Annotated in this window: 25 protein-coding genes; 21 read left to right on the top strand and 4 right to left on the bottom strand. The window is 42.2% G+C overall.

Annotation, left to right across the window (positions count from 1 at the left end; all coding sequences use genetic code 11):
• The first annotated feature begins 10 nt into the window (after positions 1-10).
• The 10 genes from PR799_RS08545 to PR799_RS08590 all read left to right on the top strand — a co-directional run bounded on the left by PR799_RS08545 (position 11) and on the right by PR799_RS08590 (position 5,547).
• On the top strand, positions 11-2,011 hold the full coding sequence (locus tag PR799_RS08545) for a hypothetical protein (protein ID WP_272521722.1): 2,001 nt from the start codon (positions 11-13) through the stop codon (positions 2,009-2,011).
• Complete coding sequence (locus PR799_RS08550) at positions 2,011-2,511, top strand: siphovirus Gp157 family protein (protein ID WP_272521723.1); 501 nt, start codon at positions 2,011-2,013, stop codon at positions 2,509-2,511. Before PR799_RS08545 ends, PR799_RS08550 begins: the two co-directional genes overlap by 1 nt.
• 44 nt (positions 2,512-2,555) lie before the next feature.
• Positions 2,556-2,735: a hypothetical protein gene (locus PR799_RS08555; protein WP_006814785.1), complete on the top strand. Its 180-nt coding sequence runs from the start codon at positions 2,556-2,558 to the stop codon at positions 2,733-2,735.
• Positions 2,736-2,760: 25 nt separating this feature from the next.
• Entirely contained in the window at positions 2,761-2,991 is a 231-nt protein-coding gene (locus PR799_RS08560; RefSeq protein WP_006660853.1) for a hypothetical protein, read from the top strand.
• Positions 2,988-3,581, top strand: coding sequence for an HNH endonuclease signature motif containing protein (locus PR799_RS08565; RefSeq protein WP_272521724.1), 594 nt, complete (start codon positions 2,988-2,990; stop codon positions 3,579-3,581). Before PR799_RS08560 ends, PR799_RS08565 begins: the two co-directional genes overlap by 4 nt.
• Complete coding sequence (locus tag PR799_RS08570; protein WP_272521725.1) at positions 3,575-3,742, top strand: hypothetical protein; 168 nt, start codon at positions 3,575-3,577, stop codon at positions 3,740-3,742. The genes PR799_RS08565 and PR799_RS08570 overlap by 7 nt, the downstream gene beginning before the upstream one ends.
• Complete coding sequence (locus PR799_RS08575; protein WP_272521726.1) at positions 3,742-3,912, top strand: hypothetical protein; 171 nt, start codon at positions 3,742-3,744, stop codon at positions 3,910-3,912. The genes PR799_RS08570 and PR799_RS08575 overlap by 1 nt, the downstream gene beginning before the upstream one ends.
• A 69-nt stretch (positions 3,913-3,981) precedes the next feature.
• Positions 3,982-4,188 (top strand): hypothetical protein, encoded by a 207-nt coding sequence (locus PR799_RS08580; RefSeq protein ID WP_272521728.1) that lies wholly within the window; start codon positions 3,982-3,984, stop codon positions 4,186-4,188.
• The gene (locus tag PR799_RS08585; RefSeq protein ID WP_225575578.1) at positions 4,188-4,439 is read left to right on the top strand and encodes an excisionase; all 252 of its coding nucleotides are present in this window, start codon (positions 4,188-4,190) and stop codon (positions 4,437-4,439) included. Before PR799_RS08580 ends, PR799_RS08585 begins: the two co-directional genes overlap by 1 nt.
• Positions 4,414-5,547 carry a site-specific integrase gene (locus PR799_RS08590; protein ID WP_272521730.1) on the top strand — a complete coding sequence of 378 codons (1,134 nt, stop codon included), beginning with the start codon at positions 4,414-4,416 and terminating at the stop codon, positions 5,545-5,547. Before PR799_RS08585 ends, PR799_RS08590 begins: the two co-directional genes overlap by 26 nt.
• A 122-nt stretch (positions 5,548-5,669) precedes the next feature.
• On the opposite strand, the gene icd is transcribed toward PR799_RS08590, so the two are convergent.
• Positions 5,670-6,923 carry an NADP-dependent isocitrate dehydrogenase gene (gene icd / locus PR799_RS08595; protein ID WP_154627126.1) on the bottom strand — a complete coding sequence of 418 codons (1,254 nt, stop codon included), beginning with the start codon at positions 6,921-6,923 and terminating at the stop codon, positions 5,670-5,672.
• A 545-nt stretch (positions 6,924-7,468) separates the two neighbouring features.
• On the opposite strand from icd, the gene PR799_RS08600 reads away from it, so the two are divergent.
• From PR799_RS08600 to PR799_RS08640, 9 genes are all read left to right on the top strand, one after another.
• Positions 7,469-8,122, top strand: a complete 654-nt coding sequence (locus tag PR799_RS08600) for a hypothetical protein (RefSeq protein WP_272521732.1) — start codon at positions 7,469-7,471, stop codon at positions 8,120-8,122.
• Between the two features lie 134 nt (positions 8,123-8,256).
• Positions 8,257-8,907 (top strand): 23S rRNA pseudouridine(2457) synthase RluE, encoded by a 651-nt coding sequence (rluE, locus tag PR799_RS08605; RefSeq protein ID WP_272521782.1) that lies wholly within the window; start codon positions 8,257-8,259, stop codon positions 8,905-8,907.
• Positions 8,900-9,349: an NUDIX hydrolase gene (locus PR799_RS08610; protein WP_154627128.1), complete on the top strand. Its 450-nt coding sequence runs from the start codon at positions 8,900-8,902 to the stop codon at positions 9,347-9,349. Before rluE ends, PR799_RS08610 begins: the two co-directional genes overlap by 8 nt.
• A gap of 83 nt (positions 9,350-9,432) precedes the next feature.
• Entirely contained in the window at positions 9,433-10,554 is a 1,122-nt protein-coding gene (mnmA, locus tag PR799_RS08615; RefSeq protein WP_154603604.1) for a tRNA 2-thiouridine(34) synthase MnmA, read from the top strand.
• Between the two features lie 2 nt (positions 10,555-10,556).
• Complete coding sequence (gene hflD / locus PR799_RS08620; protein WP_132495244.1) at positions 10,557-11,183, top strand: high frequency lysogenization protein HflD; 627 nt, start codon at positions 10,557-10,559, stop codon at positions 11,181-11,183.
• Positions 11,184-11,200: 17 nt separating this feature from the next.
• Positions 11,201-12,571, top strand: coding sequence for an adenylosuccinate lyase (purB, locus tag PR799_RS08625; protein ID WP_154627130.1), 1,371 nt, complete (start codon positions 11,201-11,203; stop codon positions 12,569-12,571).
• 189 nt (positions 12,572-12,760) lie between these two features.
• Positions 12,761-13,435, top strand: a complete 675-nt coding sequence (gene phoP / locus PR799_RS08630; RefSeq protein WP_154603602.1) for a two-component system response regulator PhoP — start codon at positions 12,761-12,763, stop codon at positions 13,433-13,435.
• 1 nt (position 13,436) lies between these two features.
• A complete protein-coding gene (gene phoQ, locus PR799_RS08635) occupies positions 13,437-14,894 on the top strand; it encodes a two-component system sensor histidine kinase PhoQ (protein WP_154627132.1) in 1,458 nt (485 codons plus the stop codon).
• 135 nt (positions 14,895-15,029) lie between these two features.
• Positions 15,030-16,154, top strand: a complete 1,125-nt coding sequence (locus PR799_RS08640; RefSeq protein WP_154603600.1) for a ribosomal protein uL16 3-hydroxylase — start codon at positions 15,030-15,032, stop codon at positions 16,152-16,154.
• Between the two features lie 103 nt (positions 16,155-16,257).
• Here PR799_RS08640 and pepT read toward each other — a convergent pair whose 3' ends face one another.
• Positions 16,258-17,502: a peptidase T gene (pepT, locus tag PR799_RS08645; RefSeq protein WP_154627133.1), complete on the bottom strand. Its 1,245-nt coding sequence runs from the start codon at positions 17,500-17,502 to the stop codon at positions 16,258-16,260.
• A gap of 231 nt (positions 17,503-17,733) precedes the next feature.
• Between pepT and PR799_RS08650 the strand changes: the two genes are divergently transcribed.
• The gene (locus PR799_RS08650) at positions 17,734-18,444 is read left to right on the top strand and encodes an SDR family oxidoreductase (RefSeq protein WP_272521734.1); all 711 of its coding nucleotides are present in this window, start codon (positions 17,734-17,736) and stop codon (positions 18,442-18,444) included.
• 70 nt (positions 18,445-18,514) lie between these two features.
• Here the strand turns inward: PR799_RS08650 and cobB are convergent, their stop codons facing one another.
• On the bottom strand, positions 18,515-19,339 hold the full coding sequence (cobB, locus tag PR799_RS08655; protein WP_154627203.1) for a Sir2 family NAD+-dependent deacetylase: 825 nt from the start codon (positions 19,337-19,339) through the stop codon (positions 18,515-18,517).
• 289 nt (positions 19,340-19,628) lie between these two features.
• Here cobB and PR799_RS08660 point away from each other — a divergent pair, with 289 nt between their 5' ends.
• Positions 19,629-20,126 (top strand): TIGR00645 family protein, encoded by a 498-nt coding sequence (locus PR799_RS08660; RefSeq protein ID WP_154603597.1) that lies wholly within the window; start codon positions 19,629-19,631, stop codon positions 20,124-20,126.
• Between the two features lie 73 nt (positions 20,127-20,199).
• Here the strand turns inward: PR799_RS08660 and PR799_RS08665 are convergent, their stop codons facing one another.
• Positions 20,200-21,177, bottom strand: coding sequence for an alpha/beta fold hydrolase (locus PR799_RS08665; protein WP_154627135.1), 978 nt, complete (start codon positions 21,175-21,177; stop codon positions 20,200-20,202).
• Positions 21,178-21,315: the final 138 nt, after the last annotated feature.

Consider the following 21,315-nt stretch of genomic DNA (forward strand, 5'->3'; position numbering starts at 1 on the left):
GGCAAGACCAATGAAAACTTTTATCTGTGTATTTGAGCCAGCGACCGAGGCTCGCACTAATGGCGCGGTACCATTAACTATCGCTCTCGATGCTGCAAATGCAAAACTAGCTGCGGCAACAGCCATGGTTAAGCTATCAGAAGTGTATCCAAACGCTATGGATAACTTCAACACTGACGAGCCTATTGTTTGTGAAGATGCCATGGGTTCACCTCGCCCACCAGTTGGTCAATTTGATGAAACATTTGCAATAGAAAATGAATTCGACGGTACTTGTTGGAAGCCAGCAAAATTAGAAGAATTTAACAAAATAAATACGACTATTCGTATCGCCGCAATTTTGTTGTTTGGTAAAACCCAGTTTACTCGCACTGATGTAAGTAAAGCCATTAGCTTTATGAATGAAAGTTCAGAGCAACCAAAAATCCGTAATATCGCTCAAGGCTTGGGAAGAATAAAAGCTCTCGATTCGATGGATGCGGAACAAACATCTGAGATGGCTCATGCTATTTTCGAATATGTTGATGATAATGTTTCCCTCATCGATGTAATCGGTTTAGGTAACAGTTGGTTGAAAGAAGCTCCTAAGGTGGAAGTGACCTCTGCAACAAAAAGCGAAGAGGATGCGCCAATTCTTAAGCGTGACTATGCCATGCTTGATATGGAAATCGCCCTTGCGCTGATTGGTGACGTTGATTTTGACAGCATTCGTAGCGCTGATATCCGTAAAGCTAAAGAATTAATATCCAGTGAAGATAAAGCATGGAAACGTTTATCAATGGACTTGCGTACGCTCCCTAGCGTTCTAGATATCCCGCGTGAAAACATCTTTGCATTAGTGACTGAGGCACGAGAGAAGCCTGAATTATTTGATGATGCCAATGCCCGTAAAGCGTTTATCGATGCCAAACTTGGTACCGAAAATCCGAAAGTAACCTCCTTAGGTAATGGTCGTTTTTCGGTTGATAACTTAGGCACTAAACCTGCTAATGATGAAACACCTGAGCAACCAGCTAAAACAGAAAAACCAAAGCGCACCAGCAAGAAGAAAGACACACCGGCTAAAGTAGAAAAAGAACCTGAACCGGTTGTGATTGAAACACCTGTTATTTCTGCGCCAATTGCCAGTGAACAAGATGACTTTGAACATCGCGCAAAGATACTAGAAGAGTCTCTTAATCAGCAAACTGCAGAACATCAAGCCAACATGCATATATGGAAGCAAGTACAGCGTACAGACCCAAGATTCACAAAGCCGTTAACTGGTGTTGGCTATACCGGAACAAGTATAAACGGTACCTATATGGTAATGCGTGCAACTGAAATATTTGGTCCATTAGGTACAGGTTGGAATTATGAAGTGCTTGAGAGTGAGTTTATCGATGGCATGCCTCTTTCTGAACCTATTTACGATGAGAAAAATAAATATATTGGCGCCCGTTATTTACGAGATGCCGATGGATCATTATTTTGCGAGCAGCACCATTCTATAAAAATCCTACTTTGGTACATCATTGAAGGTGAGGTTCGCGGAGAAATAATTAGCTACGGTGCTACAAAATTTAGATACAAATCTAACAACGGCTTAGTGACTGATATTGAGGTTTATAAAAAGTCATTAACAGACGCCATAAAAAAAGCATTATCCATGCTTGGTTTCTCCGCTGATATCTTCTTGGGTATGCACGATAACCCTGAATATGCAGCTAGCAATAAGCTCGAGTACGAAATCAAAGCGGCGACGGATAATGCAGAAGATGCAATGCGCGTTCGTAAAGAGTTGGATGAGAAGTTCACTCGACACACTGAAACTATGCGCAGTGCAGTGACGCAAAACGAATTGCGTGGAATTACTTCAACCCTAACCCGTGAAATCTCAACCCACGCTAAATTAGCTAAACAACGTGGTGATACTGAATATGAAAGATATTTAAACGGTCGTTTACGTCGGTTAAATGAAATTGAAAAAGAGTGTTTAGACCAACTTAATCAGAAAGAAGAGGCAATCTAATGACCAAGACAACTGCTATTGCAATGGCTGCTGACTACAGCAAATTACAACAACTCGTCGAAACTGGCGAGTTTACCGCCGAAGATATCGCCGATACGTTGGTCGGTATCGAAGGTGAGCTAGGCGATAAGCTCGATGCAATTATGCTTCATGCCCGTAATTTAGAAGGTCAAGCCAAGACACTGGATGAAGAATCCAAACGTCTGGCAGACCGTAAAAAATCATTCGAAAACCAAGTTAAGAACCTGAAAAAATACGCTTTGGATTGTTTGTTAACTTCGGGCTTGGATAAGTTAAAAACAACTAAAAATACATTCACGGCTCGCGCCGGTGTTGTTCGAGTCATCATTGATAATGAAGATGCACTGCCTAATGAGTTAGTCGATGTTCAGACTATTACCGCACCCGATAAAAGAGCAATCAAGGAAGCGATTGAAAACGGCATCGACGTTCCCGGTGCTCACTTAGAAGTCGGTGACCGTTCATTAATGGTTCGTTAATACCTATAGCGCCCAGAAATGGGCGCATTATCAGGAGAGACATTATGGCTATGAAACTTGAAGTTATTATTACTCACGATGAAGCAAGCAATAAGTGCAGCGTAGAGTGGTCTACCGATACAACTGAGCATGTGACAACTCAAGAAGAACATACTCTATCAATGGTAAAAAAAGCGGTTTTACTGCAACTAGGCTACCCAACATCATCGGTAATTATTCACTAACGTGACATGTCACGGTGTATTTATTATGAAAAATAACCTAGAAGATTTACATAACTACTTGTTCATGCAATTGGAAAGGCTGTCTGATGAAGATCTTAAAGGGGAAGAACTTAAAGAGGAGATTGGACGCGCAAAGGCTTTATCCGCAGTTGCATCGCAAATTGTCAATAATGGGCAGTTGGCGATTAGTGTTAAGCGTATGGCTAGTGAAGGACGTATTAAAGACGCCCCTAATTATCTGGAAGTTAAAAAATGAGCCGATTTTCTTATAACGAAGAAATGCGTGATTGGATGCGTAAAAACTACCTACTATCGCTTCCTCAACTCACCATTAACTTTAATAGCCGGTTTGGTACCACTCGATCAAAAGACATGATCAATGGGTTACGTAAAAGCCTGAAATTGAAAACTGGTAGGTCTGGAGTGTTTATTAAAGGTCATATTCCAGTAAACAAGGGCATTAAAGGATTGAAAGGGGCAAATTCAGGTTCTTTTAAAAAAAATCATATTCCTCATAACCGCCATGAAATTGGCGCAGAAGTCATAGCTACAACTGGATATACCAAAGTAAAAACAGGCTTGCCGAGCGAGTGGAAATTTAAACATATTTTGCTATGGGAAAAGAGTAACGGAAAGATACCCAAAGGTCATGTTATCAAATTCATAGATGGCAACCCATTAAACTGCACCATTGAGAACTTAATGATGATCACTAAACCAGAGCATGGAGTAATGAACCGCTTCTTTTCTGGTGTATCAGCTGAATATAAACCGGCTATCTTGCAATTGGCTAAAATTAAAATTGCAATTAGAAGCATAGAAAATAAGGGGCAAGACCAATGCTAAGACATGTGCATCAAAAAGACCAGGAAGTGAAAATTATCTTACCTGATGGATCGTACGGTTTTATTTCAACTGACCGCCGTTGCAAAGTCTCCTATGATTTGCCGGAAAATATCAAAATTGAAATACAGCCACCGGTATCGAAACAGCAAGGTGGGAAATAATGTTTGGTTTATTTTTACTCGTATGTAGTGCAATAAATTGTCAGTTTGAGCCATATGGCTATATCTATCCTGATGAAATTAATTGTTTAATCGATAGAGAAATTGAAGCCGGCAAAGGGAAAATCGCAGAGTGTTATCCGGTTGACTCGGTTATACCGGCTAAAAACTGATTAAGCTTAATCAGTTTTGTTCTTTAGTAATAATTAACATGGCGGTTTATTCAATAATGAGTAGCCGCCATGAAACAACCACAACTAACCCCTTGGGCGCCCGAGGAACAATTATTAACTGAATTCGATATCAAACTAGGCAAGTTAGCTTCTAGTGTAAAAAACAGACCATGCACTGAAGCTGAAATAAAACATGCTTGTGATACCGCAGATAAGATTATTTTATCGATGATGAGGCAAGACCAGAATGAGAAAAAATATCACAGGAGGCTATGATGTCTCGAATGATTAAGCTAGAAGCATGGGCGCAATTAGAATTTGGTGATAGTGCCCCCACTCAACAAGTCTTAATTAAATACGCCAAAGCCAACATGATGATCCCCCCTGCTTTAAAGGTTGGCAAGCGTTGGATGATTGATCGTGATTCAAGGTACGTAGGTTTAGTTTCTAAACCTCAATTACCAGAACAAGCAAATGAAAAATTACTGAGGATTTTATCAGATGGCAGCAAGACCACGTTCTCATAAAATCACCATTCCAAATCTATACCGAAAATTAGATAAACGAAATGGAAAAACATACTGGCAGTATAAACACCCCTTAACTGGCGTATTTCACAGCCTCGGTACAGATGCCGAAGAAGCTACTCTGATTGCATCTCAAGCTAATACCATTATTGCAGAGCAGCAAACAAAGCAAATTTTAAGCATTAATGATCGCCTATCAAATATCAAAAATAAAAAAGTAGGGATCAGCGTTTCTAATTGGGTAGATAAATATTTAGAAATACAACAAGAGCGCGTTGAGCTTGGTGAATTAAAACCTAATTCATACAAACAAAAAATTAAGCCGATTAATTTATTCAAGCAACACTGTGGGTTATTTTCACTTAAAGACATTACAGCTTTGGAAATAGCTAAAATAACTGATTCAGTAAAAGCATTAGGTCATGACCGAATGGCCCAAGTAGTACGTATGGTTTTAATAGATGTATTTAAGGAAGCACAACATGCAGGTCACGTTCCTCCTGGTTATAACCCTGCACTTGCGACAAAACAACCTCGAAATAGAGTAAAACGTGAACGTCTAACGTTCGAAGAGTGGAAAGTTATTTATGAACAAGCCAAAAACCATCCGCCATATTTGCAGTGCGGAATGTTACTAGCACTTGTAACTGGTCAGCGTATAGGTGATATAGCCAAAATGAAATTTTCAGATATTTGGGATGATATGTTGCACATTGAACAAGAGAAAACTGGATCTAAATTAGCTATTCCTCTTTCAATTAAGTGTGATGCAATTGATATGACACTTAAACAAGTTATTTCAAAATGTCGTGACTCCGTTCTTAGCCAATATCTCGTGCACTATCGCCATACGACCTCTCAAGCACAGAGAGGTGAACAAGTTACAGCAAACACATTAACCACAACCTTTAAAAAAGCGAGAGATAAATGTGGGTTAACATGGCCAGAAAAATCGGCACCTTCATTTCATGAACAACGTTCTTTATCGGAAAGACTCTATCGAGAACAAGGTATCAATACTCAGAAACTTCTTGGCCATAAATCACAGAAAATGACTGATAAATATAATGATGACCGAGGTAAAGAATGGCAAATTATCGCGATCTAAATAGCCTATTATTTGAGCCGTTTTGGGGAGGGATTTTGGGGGAGTTTTGGGGAAAATTTTAATTGAACAAAAAATAAACGGGAGTTTTTATACTCCCGTTCTTAATTACATCACGTAATAAATTACATGTGTTTAATGATTGCGTCGCCGAATTCGCTACATTTCAGTAATTTAGCGCCCTCTAATTGACGTTCGAAATCGTAAGTTACAGTCTTAGCTGCGATTGCGCCTTCCATACCTTTAACGATTAAGTCTGCCGCTTCAACCCACCCCATGTGGCGCAGCATCATTTCTGCGGACAGAATGATAGAGCCTGGGTTTACTTTATCTTGGCCTGCATATTTCGGTGCAGTCCCATGAGTTGCTTCGAACAGTGCACATTCAGAACCGATGTTTGCACCCGGTGCAATACCAATACCACCAACCTGTGCAGCTAATGCGTCAGAAATATAGTCACCATTCAGGTTCATACACGCGATAACATCATACTCTGCTGGACGCAGCAGGATTTGTTGTAAGAATGCATCCGCGATAACGTCTTTAACAATGATATCTTTGCCAGTTTTTGGATTCTTGATTTTAACCCATGGACCGCCATCGATTAATTCACCGCCGAATTCTTCTTGTGCTAATTGGTAACCCCAATCTTTAAATGCACCTTCAGTGAATTTCATAATGTTGCCTTTATGAACTAAAGTCACTGAATCACGGTTATTATCGATCGCATACTCAATTGCCGCGCGAACTAAACGTTTTGTGCCTTCTTCAGAACATGGCTTGATCCCAATACCGCAATCTTGTGGGAAACGAATTTTCGTCACGCCCATTTCATTTTGCAGGAAGTTGATCACCTTGTCTGCTTCTGCGCTGCCCGCTTTCCACTCGATACCAGCATAGATATCTTCTGAGTTTTCACGGAAGATCACCATATCAGTGAGTTCAGGCTGTTTAACTGGGCTTGGTGTCCCTTTGTAGTAACGAACTGGACGTAGGCAGATGTATAAATCAAGCTGTTGACGAAGTGCAACGTTGAGGGAACGAATGCCGCCTCCAACTGGAGTGGTTAATGGGCCTTTAATAGAAACGCGGTAATCGCGGATTAAATCGAGGGTTTCTTGCGGTAACCAAACATCTTTGCCATATAACTGAGTGGATTTTTCGCCCGTATAAATTTCCATCCAAGAAATTTTACGCTCACCGTTATAGGCTTTTTTAACTGCTGCATCGACAACTTTTAACATTGCTGGAGTAACATCAACCCCAATACCGTCACCTTCAATGAAAGGGATAATTGGGTTGTTCGGAACGTGTAATTTGCCTTTTGTATCAATGGTAATTTTAGCGCCTTCTGCCGGAACTACTACTTTGCTATCCATTAACCTCTCCTTCACTTGCGTATTTTGCTTGTTAATTTTTTGTAAGAGACCTGTCAATACTACTGCAATCTGCGTCGAACGCCAATGATTACTAAGCTAAGCTTTTATGCAGATCGCATTTAACGCATTATCGTCGTGTCCAAACACTCAATGAAATCAAAACAACTTCAATTAAATCATAATATTAAAACAAACATCAATACTCTAAAAAGTCAAAGCCTAAGCTAAATAACCACCTAAATACTGAACAGCCTTATTCCATAGCTTATCTAAAATACTCTATCCAAACATTCGTACTGCTCACAGAAATTAATATATTGTCATATTATCTTTATGATTTAATAGATTTAATTAAATTATTCGTACTTAATGGTTTTAATGTACACAAACCAAAATTGCATTGATTTTAAACAATTTTAAATTATTGCCAATTTGATTGAATTTTATTTAAATAAATAATGAAACACCGTAATAGATTAAGAAAGATAAACTTTTATTTATTAAAAATATAATTATTAATTCAAGATAATATAAAAGGTGAATATATGGAAAAGTTATCGGACTTAATCAATCTCAAGCAAAAAGTATTTTCACAGCATCCTTTTTTTCTAAAACCCATCAACCCATCCTTACCCGTCAAGGAGTCACTTGCATTTTTACCGAAACTTACATTCTTTATTTTGGCCTTTGGGGACATTAATAAATACATTCTTCCCTTTGAAAATCCTCAAGATGATTTAGAGATAGCGGTCAATAATCATGCTTTAGAAGATTCCGACCATTGGTATTGGTATATCGATGATCTCCGCACATTGCGTATGAATGAGCCACAACTTATTACGGATACCTTAGTATGGTTATGGTCGCCACAAGTGGAAGCTAACCGTAAGCTCGTTTATGAATTAATCAGCGCCATTGTCAATCAACCAGCTAAAATTCGCTTGGCTGTCATTGAGTGCATGGAAGCAACAGGGCGTACATTCTTCACTTACGTCAATCAACTCGCTAAATTATCACCAATACCACTGAAATATTGCGGTGAGATTCATTTGGCTCACGAATCCGGTCATGCCATGGGTAGTGATGCAGAACTAATTGATATCATTAATTATACGACTGAAGAACACGCTCTTTGTGTGCATTTGATAGAGCGAATATTTATCGCTTTTTCTCATTTTATCGATGAAATAAATCAATAAGCTATAAATTAAGGGAGAGCTGCCTGCTGCTTGGTCATGTTTATCCCTTAGATGCTCCCCAAAACAGCCTTACTTTATCGTCAAAATATCGTTATTCTATTGCGCATGACTTAAATGACTTTCAATAAAGAATGATGAACGCACCTAACCGTAACCGCACCAAGCACACATCCTCACTGTCAAAACCACGTCGTTCATTGGCAACGAATTCATCTTCTCGCGTGGCACGTCCAACCCAGCCACGTAAAGTGATTATTTTCAATAAGCCATTTGATGTACTACCGCAATTTACAGATGAGCAAGGACGGGAAACGTTAAAAAACTATATTCCCATCTCTGATGTTTATGCCGCAGGGCGTTTAGATAGAGATAGTGAAGGTCTGTTAGTCCTCACCAATGATGGCAAATTACAAGCTCAGCTTACCCAGCCGCAGAAAAAAACAGGAAAAATCTACTATGCTCAAGTAGAAGGCATTCCCGATGAGCGCGCGCTCGCAAAATTTCGTCAAGGATTAACCCTAAATGACGGACCCACCCTACCCGCAGGCATCGAATTAGTCAGTGAGCCAGAATGGTTATGGGCGCGAGTTCCACCGATCCGTGAGCGGAAGAACATTCCTACTTCTTGGTTGAAGATCACGCTTTATGAAGGAAGAAATCGGCAAGTTCGTCGTATGACTGCCAATATTGGTTTTCCCACATTGCGATTAATACGCTACGCCATGGGGAATTTTACGCTCGATAACTTATCTTCCGGCGAATGGAAGGAGGTCACTGTTGTTTAAACCCAATGTTACCGTTGCCACCATTGTCCATGCACAAGGGCGTTTTTTAGTGGTCGAAGAGTGGATTAATAACAAACCCACATGGAATCAACCCGCAGGACACCTTGAAGCCAATGAAACGTTAGTACAAGCTGCCGCTCGTGAACTGTATGAAGAGACTGGCATTATTGGTGAGCCTCAGACATTAATTAAAATTCATCAATGGATAGCCCCCGATAAAACCCAATTTATTCGTGTCTTATTCGCCCTTGAACTGGATGCTCCATGTGAAACTCATCCTCACGATGATGATATCAGCGCTTGTCATTGGGTTAGCGCAGAGAAAATTCTGACTAGCCAATACCTTCGCTCCCCTTTAGTTGCCCAAAGTATCCGCTGCTACCAAGAAGGTACTCGCTATCCTTTAAGCGTCTTAGCCGCCTTCGGTGATCATTACGAGTAACATTATTCTCCTAACGCTGGTGCAACAAGGGGGCAACGTGCTAAAGTATGGGGCTTGATTTTTCCGCATTGAGACTATTTCCCATGTCAAATAACAGTACCAAATCAGATAACAGCCAAATTAAGGTCATCGTCGGTATGTCCGGTGGTGTTGATTCATCCGTTTCCGCTTACCTGCTCAAACAGCAAGGGTATCAGGTGGTCGGTCTGTTTATGAAGAACTGGGAAGAAGACGATAACGAAGAATATTGCACCGCAGCAACTGACCTTGCAGATGCGCAAGCGGTATGTGACAAACTCGGTATCGAGCTACGCACTATCAACTTTGCCGCTGAATATTGGGACAATGTATTCGAACACTTTTTAGAAGAATACAAAGCGGGTCGCACCCCAAACCCGGATATTCTGTGTAACAAAGAGATCAAATTTAAAGCCTTCTTAGAGTTTGCTGCCGAAGATCTGGGCGCAGACTATATCGCAACGGGTCACTATGTTCGTCGCCGTGATGTTGACGGCAAAAGCCAGCTATTACGCGGCTTAGATAACAACAAAGACCAAAGCTACTTCCTGTATACCCTCAGCCATGAACAAGTAGCAAAAAGCTTATTCCCTGTGGGTGAATTAGAAAAACCAGAAGTACGCCGCATCGCCGAAGAAATCGGCTTAGTGACCGCGAAGAAAAAAGATTCTACCGGAATCTGCTTTATTGGTGAGCGTAAATTCCGTGACTTCCTTGGTCGCTACCTCCCTGCTCAACCGGGTCCTATCGTCACCGTTGACGGTGAAACCATTGGCCAGCACGAAGGCTTGATGTACCACACATTAGGTCAACGCAAAGGGTTAGGCATTGGCGGCACAAAAGACGGTTCTGAAGAACCATGGTATGTGGTGGATAAAGACGTTGAAAACAATCAATTGATTGTGGCGCAAGGTCATGAACATCCACGTTTAATGTCTACTGGCTTAATTGCTCAGCAATTAGATTGGGTCGATAGACAAACTCTTACGGAACCATTGCGCTGCGTGGTGAAAACACGTTACCGTCAAGCGGATATCCCTTGTACAATCACCCCATTGAGCGCCGAGAAAATCCAAGTCACTTTCGATTATCCGGTTGCGGCTGTTACTCCGGGACAATCTGCGGTATTTTATATCGACGAAGTCTGCCTCGGTGGCGGCGTTATTGAAGCCCGTATTCAGGAGTAAATGTGGCTAAAAACTATTACGATATCACGCTAGCTTTAGCGGGTATCTGCCAAGCAAGTCTGATGGTACAAAAGCTCGCTCATGAAGGTACCTTTAATGAGCAAGATGGTAAAACCATGGTCAATAGCCTGACCAACATGAATCCATCCACCACGCTGGATGTGTTCGGTAATGACGAAGCGAATTTAAAAACCGGTTTAACTGCCCTGCTGGGCATGTTGACCGGGGGTAATAGCGGGATCTCTGCGGAGATGACCCGCTATATGCTTAGCATCATGGCGTTAGAGCGCCGCTTAAGCAAAGATGACAATGCCATGAACCAACTCGGTCAACGAATTGAGCAATTTGAGCGTCAAGCCAGCTATTTCGAACCGATGTCTGAAGGTGTTTTTAACGCACTCGCCGGAATTTATGTGGATGTCGTCAGTCCCGCAGGCCCCCGTATTCAAGTGACTGGCTCCCCTGATATTCTGAAAAATACCGTTGTTCAAGCCAAAGTTAGAGCCACATTGCTCGCAGGTATTCGCTGCGCAGTTCTCTGGCAGCAAGTTGGCGGAAGTCGCCTCCAACTGATGTTTTCTCGAAGCCGTCTGTCTAATCAGGCGAAACAAATTTTGTCTCACCTATAAATCTGGAGTTGCTACCAATGGAATTATCCTCACTGACCGCTGTATCCCCGATTGACGGCCGTTACGGTGATAAAGTCAGCGCTTTACGCACTATTTTTAGCGAGTTTGGCTTACTGAAATTTCGTGTGCAAGTTGAAGTTCGCTGGCTACAAAAACTGGCTGCAACCGCTCAAATCAAAGAAGTTCCTTCATTTGATGCCGACGCAATCGCTTACTTAGATGAAATCGTCGCGAACTTCTGCGAAAAAGATGCAATGCGTATCAAGGAAATTGAGCGCACAACTAACCACGACGTTAAAGCAGTAGAATATTTCCTGAAAGAAAAAGTGGCGCATATCCCTGCTCTACATGCGGTCTCTGAGTTTATTCACTTTGCTTGCACCTCTGAAGACATCAATAACCTGTCCCATGCATTGATGCTGAAAACTGCTCGTGAAGAAGTTTTACTGCCACAATGGCGTCAAATCATTGATAAAGTTAAAGCGATGGCGCACGAATACCGTACTTTACCTTTACTGTCACGTACTCATGGGCAGCCAGCAACACCATCCACTATTGGTAAAGAATTTGCTAACGTTGCGTACCGTTTAGAGCGCCAATTCCGCCAGTTAGAACAAGTGGAAATCTTAGGTAAAATCAACGGTGCCGTTGGTAACTATAACGCCCACATTGCCGCTTACCCTGAAGTTAACTGGCACGAATTCAGTGAAACATTCGTGACCTCATTGGGCATTCAATGGAACCCGTTCACCACGCAAATTGAACCGCACGATTATATCGCAGAACTGTTTGATTGCGTTGCACGTTTTAACACGATCGTGCTGGACTTTGACCGTGATATCTGGGGCTATGTTGCTTTAAATCACTTTAAGCAAAAAACCATTGCCGGTGAAATTGGTTCATCCACCATGCCGCACAAAGTTAACCCTATCGACTTCGAAAACTCAGAAGGTAACTTAGGTTTAGCAAACGCAGTATTAGGTCATTTAGCAAGCAAATTGCCCGTTTCACGCTGGCAGCGTGACCTGACTGACTCAACTGTTCTGCGCAACTTAGGTGTCGGTTTAGGCTATGCCCTGATTGCTTACCAGTCCACAATGAAAGGCTTGAACAAGTTAGAAGTTAACGAACAGCACTTACTGGATGAATTAGATCAAAACTGGGAAGTCCTGGCTGAGCCAATCCAGACCGTAATGCGTCGTTATGGTATCGAAAAACCGTATGAAAAACTGAAAGAATTGACGCGTGGTAAACGCGTTACCGCAGAAGGAATGAAACAGTTTATCGATGGTTTAGAGCTTCCAGAAAGCGAAAAAGAGCGTCTGAAAGCAATGACGCCAGCTAACTATATTGGCTATGCAGTTAATTTTATTGATGAAATCAAGTAATCAATAGTCATTAAAATAGGCGGCATTCGTGTCGCCTGCTTTTTTCCTTTCCAAAAAATATCAGATTCGACTATTTTTCCGATCTGTTTGACTTATATTTAGTTAAGATCTTGTTCCCTATCCCATCTCTTTCTACCATACTCACTATAATATTATCATTTGCATGCTTTCTTTATGTGAGGTTCTCAGATGCGCATTCTTATCGTCGAAGATAACGCCCTACTTCGTCACCATTTAACGGTTCAACTCAAAGAATTAGGTCATCAAGTGGATTCTGCTGAAGATGCAAAAGAAGCGGACTATTTTCTGAATGAAAGCCATCCCGATATTGCAGTCGTGGATTTAGGTCTTCCTGATGAAGACGGGCTTTCCATGATCAAACGCTGGCGTAGCAACCATGTCAGCATTCCGCTTCTCGTCTTAACCGCACGAGAAAGTTGGCAAGAAAAGGTTCAAGCGCTCAATAGTGGCGCAGATGACTATGTCACCAAACCCTTTCAATTAGAAGAGTTGGTCGCGCGGATGCAAGCGTTGATGCGCCGTAACAGCGGGTTAGCTTCCCAAGTGCTTGAACTTGAAAACTTTGTTATTGACCTTTCCCGCAAAGAATTTACGGTTAACGGCGAGTCGGTCAAACTCACTGCATTTGAATACACGATTATTGAAACCTTGCTGCGTAATAATGGAAAAGTGGTCAGTAAAGACTCCCTCATGCGCCAACTCTATCCAGACGCAGAATTACGCGAAAGCCACACCATCGATGTGCTTATGGGGCGTTTACGTAAAAAAATCCAACAGTTCCATTCCCAAGAGGTGATTGTGACTGTTCGCGGTCAAGGCTACCGTTTCGATGTGAATAGCTAATATGAAACTGAGTAAATTTAGGTTCAAGCCCCTCTCTTTACAGGCGCGTTTTATTTGTGCAACGTCAGCCGTCATCCTTGCGCTAACCCTCGCCTATGGAATTGTGGCTGTTGTGGGTTATTTAGTCAGTTTTGACAGAACCACCTACACCTTACTACGTAGCCAAAGTAACCTAATTTACAGCCTTGCTCAGTGGCAAGATAATAAAATAGATATTCGCGTTCCCCCTAACTTTACGTTGAACAACCCCTCGTTGATCATTATTTATGATAAGAATGGGCAAACCGTCTGGCGCCAACGTGAAGTCCCCAGCGTCGAACGTCTTATTCAACTCGACTGGTTAAAAAAGAATGGGTTATACGAAATTGATACTGATTTCGATGAAACGCGTCAATTGATGAACAATAACCCAGACTACAGCCATCGACTCAATGATATTGATAATATCGATGAGCCATTAACTCACTCCGTTTCAGTTAACCAGTATTTAGAAACTGAAACTATGCCAGCACTGACGATTGTCGTCGTCGATACGTTACCTCAAGACTTACAAAGCACTGGCGTTGTTTGGGACTGGTTTGGTTACGTGTTACTCGCCAACTTTATACTGGTGATCCCGCTGTTATGGCTCGCAGCCTATTGGAGTGTGCGCCCCATTAAGTCACTGATTTCGCAAATTAGTAGTCTTGAAAAAGGGGAACGAGAAACGCTGGATGAAAACCCGCCAGCAGAGCTGAGAGGCCTCGTGCGGAATTTGAATATTTTGCTGAGCAACGAACGTAAACGCTATAGCAAATATCGCACTACATTGTCCGATTTAACCCACAGCCTAAAAACGCCTTTGGCGGTGTTACAGTCCACATTGCGGCTCCTACGTTCCGGTAAGCAAATGACCATCGAACAAGCAGAGCCTATCATGTTGGAACAGATAGGACGTATTTCTCAGCAAGTTGGCTACTATTTGCATCGCGCCTCGAACCAAGGGGATGAAAACCTGATGCTACGGGAAATTGCATCGGTGCCGTCTATCTTAGATAGCCTCTCTAGCGCACTGCATAAAGTGTATCTCAACAAAGGTGTCTCCATCACCGTCGATATCTCCCCTGAAATCACATGGCTAGGTCAGCCTAATGATTTTATGGAAGTGATGGGCAATGTTATGGAAAACGCTTGTAAATATTGCCTTGAATTTGTGGAAGTCACCGCGCTTGTTGATCATGATAGCCTAACCATTTTTGTGGATGACGATGGTCCTGGCGTTCCCGAAAGTAAACGCAGCATGATATTTATGCGTGGGCAACGCGCTGATACCCTGCGACCGGGGCAAGGTTTAGGGCTATCAATTGCAGTGGATATCATCGACCAATATGATGGCGAAATCACTATTTCGGATAGTCCACTTGGTGGTGCTCGCGTTGCCGTCACCTTTAGGCAGCAAGCGGTGATTGAAGATAGCTAGGTTATTGATGAAGATAATTCGGTCATCCGTATATGAAGATGGCTAATCTGTGAACTGACGCCCTCTAAGCCCTGTTTTACAATCCATTTCCGGTATACTATTTAGGAAGTTTTGTCATAACTAGGGAACAATAAGATGGATTATAAACTGAATCTTGACTGGCAGAGTTTTCTGGACAGTCATTGGCAGAAACGACCTCTGCTTATCAAACAGGGTTTTACGCGTTTTATTGATCCTATCTCGCCTGATGAACTCGCGGGATTAGCGATGGAAGATGAAGTTGATAGCCGTTTAGTCAGTCATCAAAACGGCCTCTGGCAAGTCGCCCACGGCCCATTCGAGAGCTACGATCATTTAGGTGAAGAAAACTGGTCAATCTTGGTTCAAGCGGTTGACCACTGGCACCACCCAAGTGCCCAACTGATGAAACCTTTCCGTGTCCTTTCTGATTGGCGTATGGATGATTTAATGATCTCCTACTCCGTTCCGGGTGGCGGTGTAGGCCCTCATCTCGACCAATATGATGTATTCATTATTCAAGGCGAAGGTCGTCGCCACTGGCGTGTTGGGGAAAAAATCCCAATGAAACAACACAGCCCACATCCTGACTTACTGCAAGTACAGCCTTTTGACGCCATTATCGATGAAGAGATGGAACCCGGCGATATCCTGTATATCCCGCCTGGATTCCCACACGAAGGTTATGCGATTGAGCCATCACTGAATTATTCTGTCGGTTTCCGTGCACCCAATGCCCGTGAATTAATGAGCAGCTTTGCTGATCATTTAATCTCCAATGAGTTAGGTAGCTACCGTTACAGCGACCCTGATCTTTCTTTCCGTGATAATCCGGCTGAAATTTTGCAAGGCGAACAAATTAAGTTGCGCGAAATGATGGAATCACTGATTCATGATCCAGAGCTATTCCGTAAATGGTTAGGTGAATTCATTTCTCAATCACGTCACGAGCTGGATTTGGCACCGCCAGAGCCGCCTTATGAACAAGATGAGATTTATAATTTATTGAAAGACCAGCAAGAAACCCTATATAAACTCAATGGGTTGCGCGCTCTTCGTGTTGGTGACCAATTCTTTGTTAATGGTGAGTCTTTAGAGACTAAATGCTATGAAGCCGCAGATAGCCTGTGCCGTTTCGATTCCGTCAACCATGCCAATCTTGGTGACGCATTAGACGATGTCAATTTTATCGCCTTAATGACAGCATTGATTAATAGTGGATATTGGTATTTTGACGACTAATTATTCCTATAATTAACAACCCAAAACAGCAAATGCCCCGAATGTCATCACCTCACATCGGGGCATTTTTATTGCTAATTTTTATATTAAGAACGTATTAAAACTATTTATCAGTATTACGTTTTGCATGTATAGCCGTTAATTCCGCAATTCGCATAATCACGCTCACCGCCTGCTCCATCCCTTCTTGAGTAATAAATTCATGTTTACTATGGAAGTTATAGCCACCAGTGAAAATATTCGGGCATGGTAAGCCTCGGTATGATAACTGCGCACCATCCGTTCCTCCACGGATAGGCTTGATAACAGGTTCAATATCGCAGTCCAGCATCGCTTGTTTAGCTAATTCAACAACATGCGGATATTTCATCACTTCTTTATGCATATTGTAGTAGCTATCATCCAATGTCAGTTCGATATAGCAGCTTGGGTGCAGCCCTTCACCTACTTTTTCCGCGATACGAATAATATTTTTCTTTCTCGCTTCAAAATTGGCTAAGTCAAAATCACGGATAATGTAGTTAATTTCCGCTTTTTCCACGTTCCCCTTAATGGACGTTAGGTGATAAAAACCTTCATAACCTTCCGTATTTTCAGGGGTTTCATCCGGCGGTAACATGGCGTGAATTCGCGTTGCTAAACCTAGCGCATTGACCATCACGCCTTTGGCACTACCGGGATGGGTATTGTTCCCCACAATTTTGATCGAGACGTTGGCCGCGTTAAAGTTTTCGAATTCAAGCTCCCCCACGCCACCGCCATCAACGGTATACGCCCAGCGAGCATCAAATTCTTTAAAATCGATATGTTGTGCACCACGACCGATTTCTTCATCTGGCGTAAAGGCAATACAGATTTTTCCGTGTGGAACATTTTGCCCTTCTAAACGCACAATCGCGGTAATAATTTCTGCGATACCCGCTTTATCATCTGCCCCTAATAAGGTTTTGCCATCGGTCATAATCAGCGTTTTGCCAATCATTTCGTGCAATACAGGGAACATAACGGGGGATAAAACTTCATCACCAATGCCCAGAGCAATATCGCCACCACGATAATTCTCAAGTACTTGCGGGCACACATTTTTGCCCGAATAATCTGGGGCGGTATCCAAATGCGAAATGAAACCTATCGCAGGCACATCCCAATCAACATTGGATGGCATGATAGCCGTTAAACAGCCGTGTTCCGACAGCGTCACTTTTTCAAAGCCAAGGATATTCAGTTCCTTAGCTAACGCGCGGGCAAATTTTAGCTGGCCAGTGCTACTAGGTACTGTTTTTGCATTCAGTTTTGATTGTGTATCAAACGCAGTATATTCAAAAAACCGCTCCAAGAGTTTGTCCATACTTCCTCCCCCTTAATATCAATGGACATATTATGGGAAAGATCACAGAAACAATTATTGTTTCAAATCAGATTTGCAGCTAAAGAGTGAGCAAGATAACTAATTAATTTAATTTATTGTTCATTTTGAGCTGCACTTTTTGGATAACGCAATGCGTTAATTACCATGTTATATAATGACTATCTTATATAACTAAATACGCTATAGCATGATTTCTAAGGTGGGAATACGATGGCAAAAACATTTTTAATTTACGGTGTCAGTAAAGGGTTAGGTAAAGCATTAGTTGAAGGAGTGCCTGACCAAACTGATACTGTGTACGGTGTTTCTCGCACTGAACCACCTTTTGGTGATGCGCAATTTCACTGGATACCCGCTGATCTTAGTGACACCCAATCGGCTTCAATCATCAAAAAGCATCTAGGCGAAAAACCCATTGATACCCTCATTTATAATGTCGGCATTTGGGAAAAACTCGCCTTTACTGAAGAGTATGATTTCGAGTCCACCAGCGATATTGAATTACTCACCATGATCCAGACCAATATCAGTGCCTGCTTGTTAAATTTGAAAGCACTACTCAATAACTTGCGTTTAGGCACCAATAGTAAAATTATTTTAATTGGCTCTACGTGGGGACTGGATAATCACAACGGTAAAGAAGTCACCTTTAGCGCGACCAAATATGCCCTGCGCGGGATTGTTCAATCACTAAGAGAAACCTTGCGCCAAGATAATATCGGTATTTCAATTTTAAACTTAGGTTATCTTGCCACGGAATATCCGTTATCCATGCCTGTTGATGAGGTAATTGCAAAAAGTGAAGGGGCGTCAATTCCGCTGCAAGATGTGGTGAATGCAGTGCGCTTTATTCTGAGTACCAGCAGCGCCACCTGCGTGAAAGAAATTACCATGCCTGCCATGTTGGATGAAAACGTGTGATATCAGCCTAATTTGCTCAGTGCATAAAATAAGGGAGCTAAAGCTCCCTTTCATATTTATTCTTCATTCTTCATTCTTCGTTAGTTAACTTTGCCAGTAAGTCATCCACATATTCACTAACCACTTTACTCGCTAACCCATAATGACGCTCTTCAAATTCGCTTTCCACTTGGCTTGGTTCTAAATTCAATTGTACAGTATGAGCACCTTGTAAACGTGCCTCATGTACAAACCCTGCCGCAGGATAAACATGCCCCGATGTCCCGATGGAAATAAACAGCGTGGCTTCCCCTAGTGCTTGGTAAATTCTGTCCATTTCAAACGGCATCTCACCAAACCATACAATATGCGGGCGTAATGGCTGCGGGAACTGGCAGCAGTGGCAACGCTCTTCTACGGATAAATCCCCTTTCCATTCGAGGACTTGGTTTGACCAATTACAACGCACTTTGAGTAATTCACCGTGCATATGCACCACGCGCTTGCTACCCGCACGCTCATGTAAATTATCAATATTTTGCGTCACTAGCAGGAATCTATCCCCGAGCGCTTGTTCTAATTTTGCTAATGCGTAGTGCGCTGCATTAGGTTGAATATTCTCTTGTTGCAGCTGTCGACGACGCTCATTGTAAAAGCGCTGAACTAATTGCGGATCACGGGCAAAGCCTTCAGGCGTTGCCACATCCTCCACACGATGCTCTTCCCATAAACCCTCTGCCGAACGGAAGGTTTGGATCCCTGACTCTGCAGAAATACCCGCACCGGTTAATACAACCACGTTAATGTTTTGCATACTGAGCAGTCTATTATCAATGTAGTAAGAACGATTACGAAGTCGCTGACGGCGTTTACATTTATTTTTACTTATTTTTTTCAATCTACGGCGAAATCGCAACATCGGAAATTTCCTTTCATCCTTGCAGTGAATTTGTCGGTATAAAAAGTGAAAGTATAAACATGGTAAATTATGTTATTTATACATAATTTGGATAGTAACATACTAAAACCCTTCACCTCCTGCAAAGTAAAACAAATATCTCAATAACCTCGATTTAATAACTTTTTTATCATCAAAAAGACATTTTTTTCACTTTCAGATGACAAAAAACTTTATCCCCATCACACCTAACAGCTAAAATAGCCGCCATCTCACTATTTTGATTTCTCTTATTTGAAGGATTTGCATGGAAAAGTTTTTTGAAAGAATGATGTACGCTTCACGTTGGATCCTGGCGCCCATTTATTTGGGGCTATCACTGACATTGCTGGCGTTAACCATCAAATTTTTCCAAGAAGTATTTCATATTCTGCCCGATATTTTTAACATTCCAGAATCTGATTTGATCCTCACGTTGCTATCGCTCATTGATATGGCGTTGGTGGGTGGATTACTGGTGATGGTCATGTTCTCAGGTTATGAAAACTTCGTCTCCCAATTAAATTTGTCTGATCATCATGAAAAGCTGAATTGGATTGGAACCATGGATGCAACGTCACTGAAAAATAAAGTGGCAGCCTCCATTGTCGCCATTTCATCCATCCACTTATTGAAGATTTTCATGAACCTCAAAAACGTCGAAAACGATAAGTTGATGTGGTATGTGATCCTTCATTTAACCTTCGTGCTATCAGCGTTTGTGATGGGTTATTTGGATAAAATGACCAAGAAAGCCAAGTATTAATCATTCTCAATACACGCGGTTCGTCATCAATCTGAAGGGAAGCTCACTGTAGCTTCCCTTTTTGTTTCAGATATTATTTTTTCAAAAACGGTAAAATGTGGCTCATTAACTGCTCAGGACACTCTTCCGTCACAAAGTGACCACACTCCCCAAGCATCGCCCCTTGTAATTGGGTTGCCCGCCCCTGTAATGTCAATTGCGGTGCATCTCGGGTTGCCTGATCTGCCCCTATCGCCAACACCGGCATAGTGAGCTTTTTTTGTGCTCGCAGTTTATTTTGCTCAATCGTCTGTGGAATAGCGCGGTAATAGGCAAAACCAGCCCGCAGCCCACCCGGTGAAGCATACGCATCAATATACGTCTGCGCGGCAACGCGATCGCGACGATAAGCCCAATGATCAAAAATAAAGTTAAGATACTCACGCTCTTTACCTGCCGTCAGCATTTCTGGTAAATCTCGCACTTGGTTGAACATAAAATGCCAGAGGAAAATATTCTCCTCAGGATCCACAAAAATCGTTGGCGCAGGCGCTAATCCTGGAATAACCGCTTCTGTTAAGGCTATCTTTTTCACGTCGGCGGGATAATCACTGGCCAGCGCATACCCCACCCACATGCCAATATCATGCCCTATCACTGAATAGTGAGTATGGCCAAGTTGTTTCATCATTTCGTGCAATGTGGTTGCGGCAGCGCCCGTATCATAGCCATTGTCTGGCTTATCAGAATACCCTGTTCCCAGTGGATCGACAGCAATAGCGGTATAACCATTAGCAGCGAGCTCCGTCATCACATAGCGCCATGTATACCACGTTTGTGGCCAGCCGGGGATCAATAAGACTGGTTCCCCTTCCCCTGCGGTAACATAGTGAAGGCGCTGCCCGTTCACTTTCACATAGTGATGTTGAAAGCTGGCTTCATTCGCCTCAATGGTTGGAAGCGCAGCACTTTTGGCTGTTTGAGTTAGATTTTCTGCTGCTAACGTAGCTGTTGCTTGCAAAGAGAGCGTCATCAAGGAGACGAGCAACACCTTTTTAAATGCCGAATTCATATTTGTTCCATACACTTTTATGTGAGTAAAAAGCCACTCATTCACGAGTCGCATTAATTGTTTGTCGATCAACAATAAATAGGTTAAAGGTTTTTTTAATTCTTTGTCAATCGATAAACAATAATTATTTGTCATTCG

Origin of the sequence: Providencia sp. PROV202, from assembly GCF_028479565.1 — a bacterium.
Taxonomy (GTDB): Bacteria; Pseudomonadota; Gammaproteobacteria; order Enterobacterales; family Enterobacteriaceae; genus Providencia; species Providencia zhijiangensis.

Bases quoted from the DNA above. Each gene is read 5' to 3' on its own strand.
- PR799_RS08545 (WP_272521722.1), top strand. From the start codon at position 11: ATGAAAACTTTTATCTGTGTATTTGAGCCAGCGACCGAGGCTCGCACT.
- PR799_RS08550 (WP_272521723.1), top strand. From the start codon at position 2,011: ATGACCAAGACAACTGCTATTGCAATGGCTGCTGACTACAGCAAATTA.
- PR799_RS08555 (WP_006814785.1), top strand. From the start codon at position 2,556: ATGGCTATGAAACTTGAAGTTATTATTACTCACGATGAAGCAAGCAAT.
- PR799_RS08560 (WP_006660853.1), top strand. From the start codon at position 2,761: ATGAAAAATAACCTAGAAGATTTACATAACTACTTGTTCATGCAATTG.
- PR799_RS08565 (WP_272521724.1), top strand. From the start codon at position 2,988: ATGAGCCGATTTTCTTATAACGAAGAAATGCGTGATTGGATGCGTAAA.
- PR799_RS08570 (WP_272521725.1), top strand. From the start codon at position 3,575: ATGCTAAGACATGTGCATCAAAAAGACCAGGAAGTGAAAATTATCTTA.
- PR799_RS08575 (WP_272521726.1), top strand. From the start codon at position 3,742: ATGTTTGGTTTATTTTTACTCGTATGTAGTGCAATAAATTGTCAGTTT.
- PR799_RS08580 (WP_272521728.1), top strand. From the start codon at position 3,982: ATGAAACAACCACAACTAACCCCTTGGGCGCCCGAGGAACAATTATTA.
- PR799_RS08585 (WP_225575578.1), top strand. From the start codon at position 4,188: ATGTCTCGAATGATTAAGCTAGAAGCATGGGCGCAATTAGAATTTGGT.
- PR799_RS08590 (WP_272521730.1), top strand. From the start codon at position 4,414: ATGGCAGCAAGACCACGTTCTCATAAAATCACCATTCCAAATCTATAC.
- icd (WP_154627126.1), bottom strand. From the start codon at position 6,923: ATGGATAGCAAAGTAGTAGTTCCGGCAGAAGGCGCTAAAATTACCATT.
- PR799_RS08600 (WP_272521732.1), top strand. From the start codon at position 7,469: ATGGAAAAGTTATCGGACTTAATCAATCTCAAGCAAAAAGTATTTTCA.
- rluE (WP_272521782.1), top strand. From the start codon at position 8,257: ATGAACGCACCTAACCGTAACCGCACCAAGCACACATCCTCACTGTCA.
- mnmA (WP_154603604.1), top strand. From the start codon at position 9,433: ATGTCAAATAACAGTACCAAATCAGATAACAGCCAAATTAAGGTCATC.
- purB (WP_154627130.1), top strand. From the start codon at position 11,201: ATGGAATTATCCTCACTGACCGCTGTATCCCCGATTGACGGCCGTTAC.
- phoP (WP_154603602.1), top strand. From the start codon at position 12,761: ATGCGCATTCTTATCGTCGAAGATAACGCCCTACTTCGTCACCATTTA.
- phoQ (WP_154627132.1), top strand. From the start codon at position 13,437: ATGAAACTGAGTAAATTTAGGTTCAAGCCCCTCTCTTTACAGGCGCGT.
- PR799_RS08640 (WP_154603600.1), top strand. From the start codon at position 15,030: ATGGATTATAAACTGAATCTTGACTGGCAGAGTTTTCTGGACAGTCAT.
- pepT (WP_154627133.1), bottom strand. From the start codon at position 17,502: ATGGACAAACTCTTGGAGCGGTTTTTTGAATATACTGCGTTTGATACA.
- PR799_RS08650 (WP_272521734.1), top strand. From the start codon at position 17,734: ATGGCAAAAACATTTTTAATTTACGGTGTCAGTAAAGGGTTAGGTAAA.
- PR799_RS08660 (WP_154603597.1), top strand. From the start codon at position 19,629: ATGGAAAAGTTTTTTGAAAGAATGATGTACGCTTCACGTTGGATCCTG.
- PR799_RS08665 (WP_154627135.1), bottom strand. From the start codon at position 21,177: ATGAATTCGGCATTTAAAAAGGTGTTGCTCGTCTCCTTGATGACGCTC.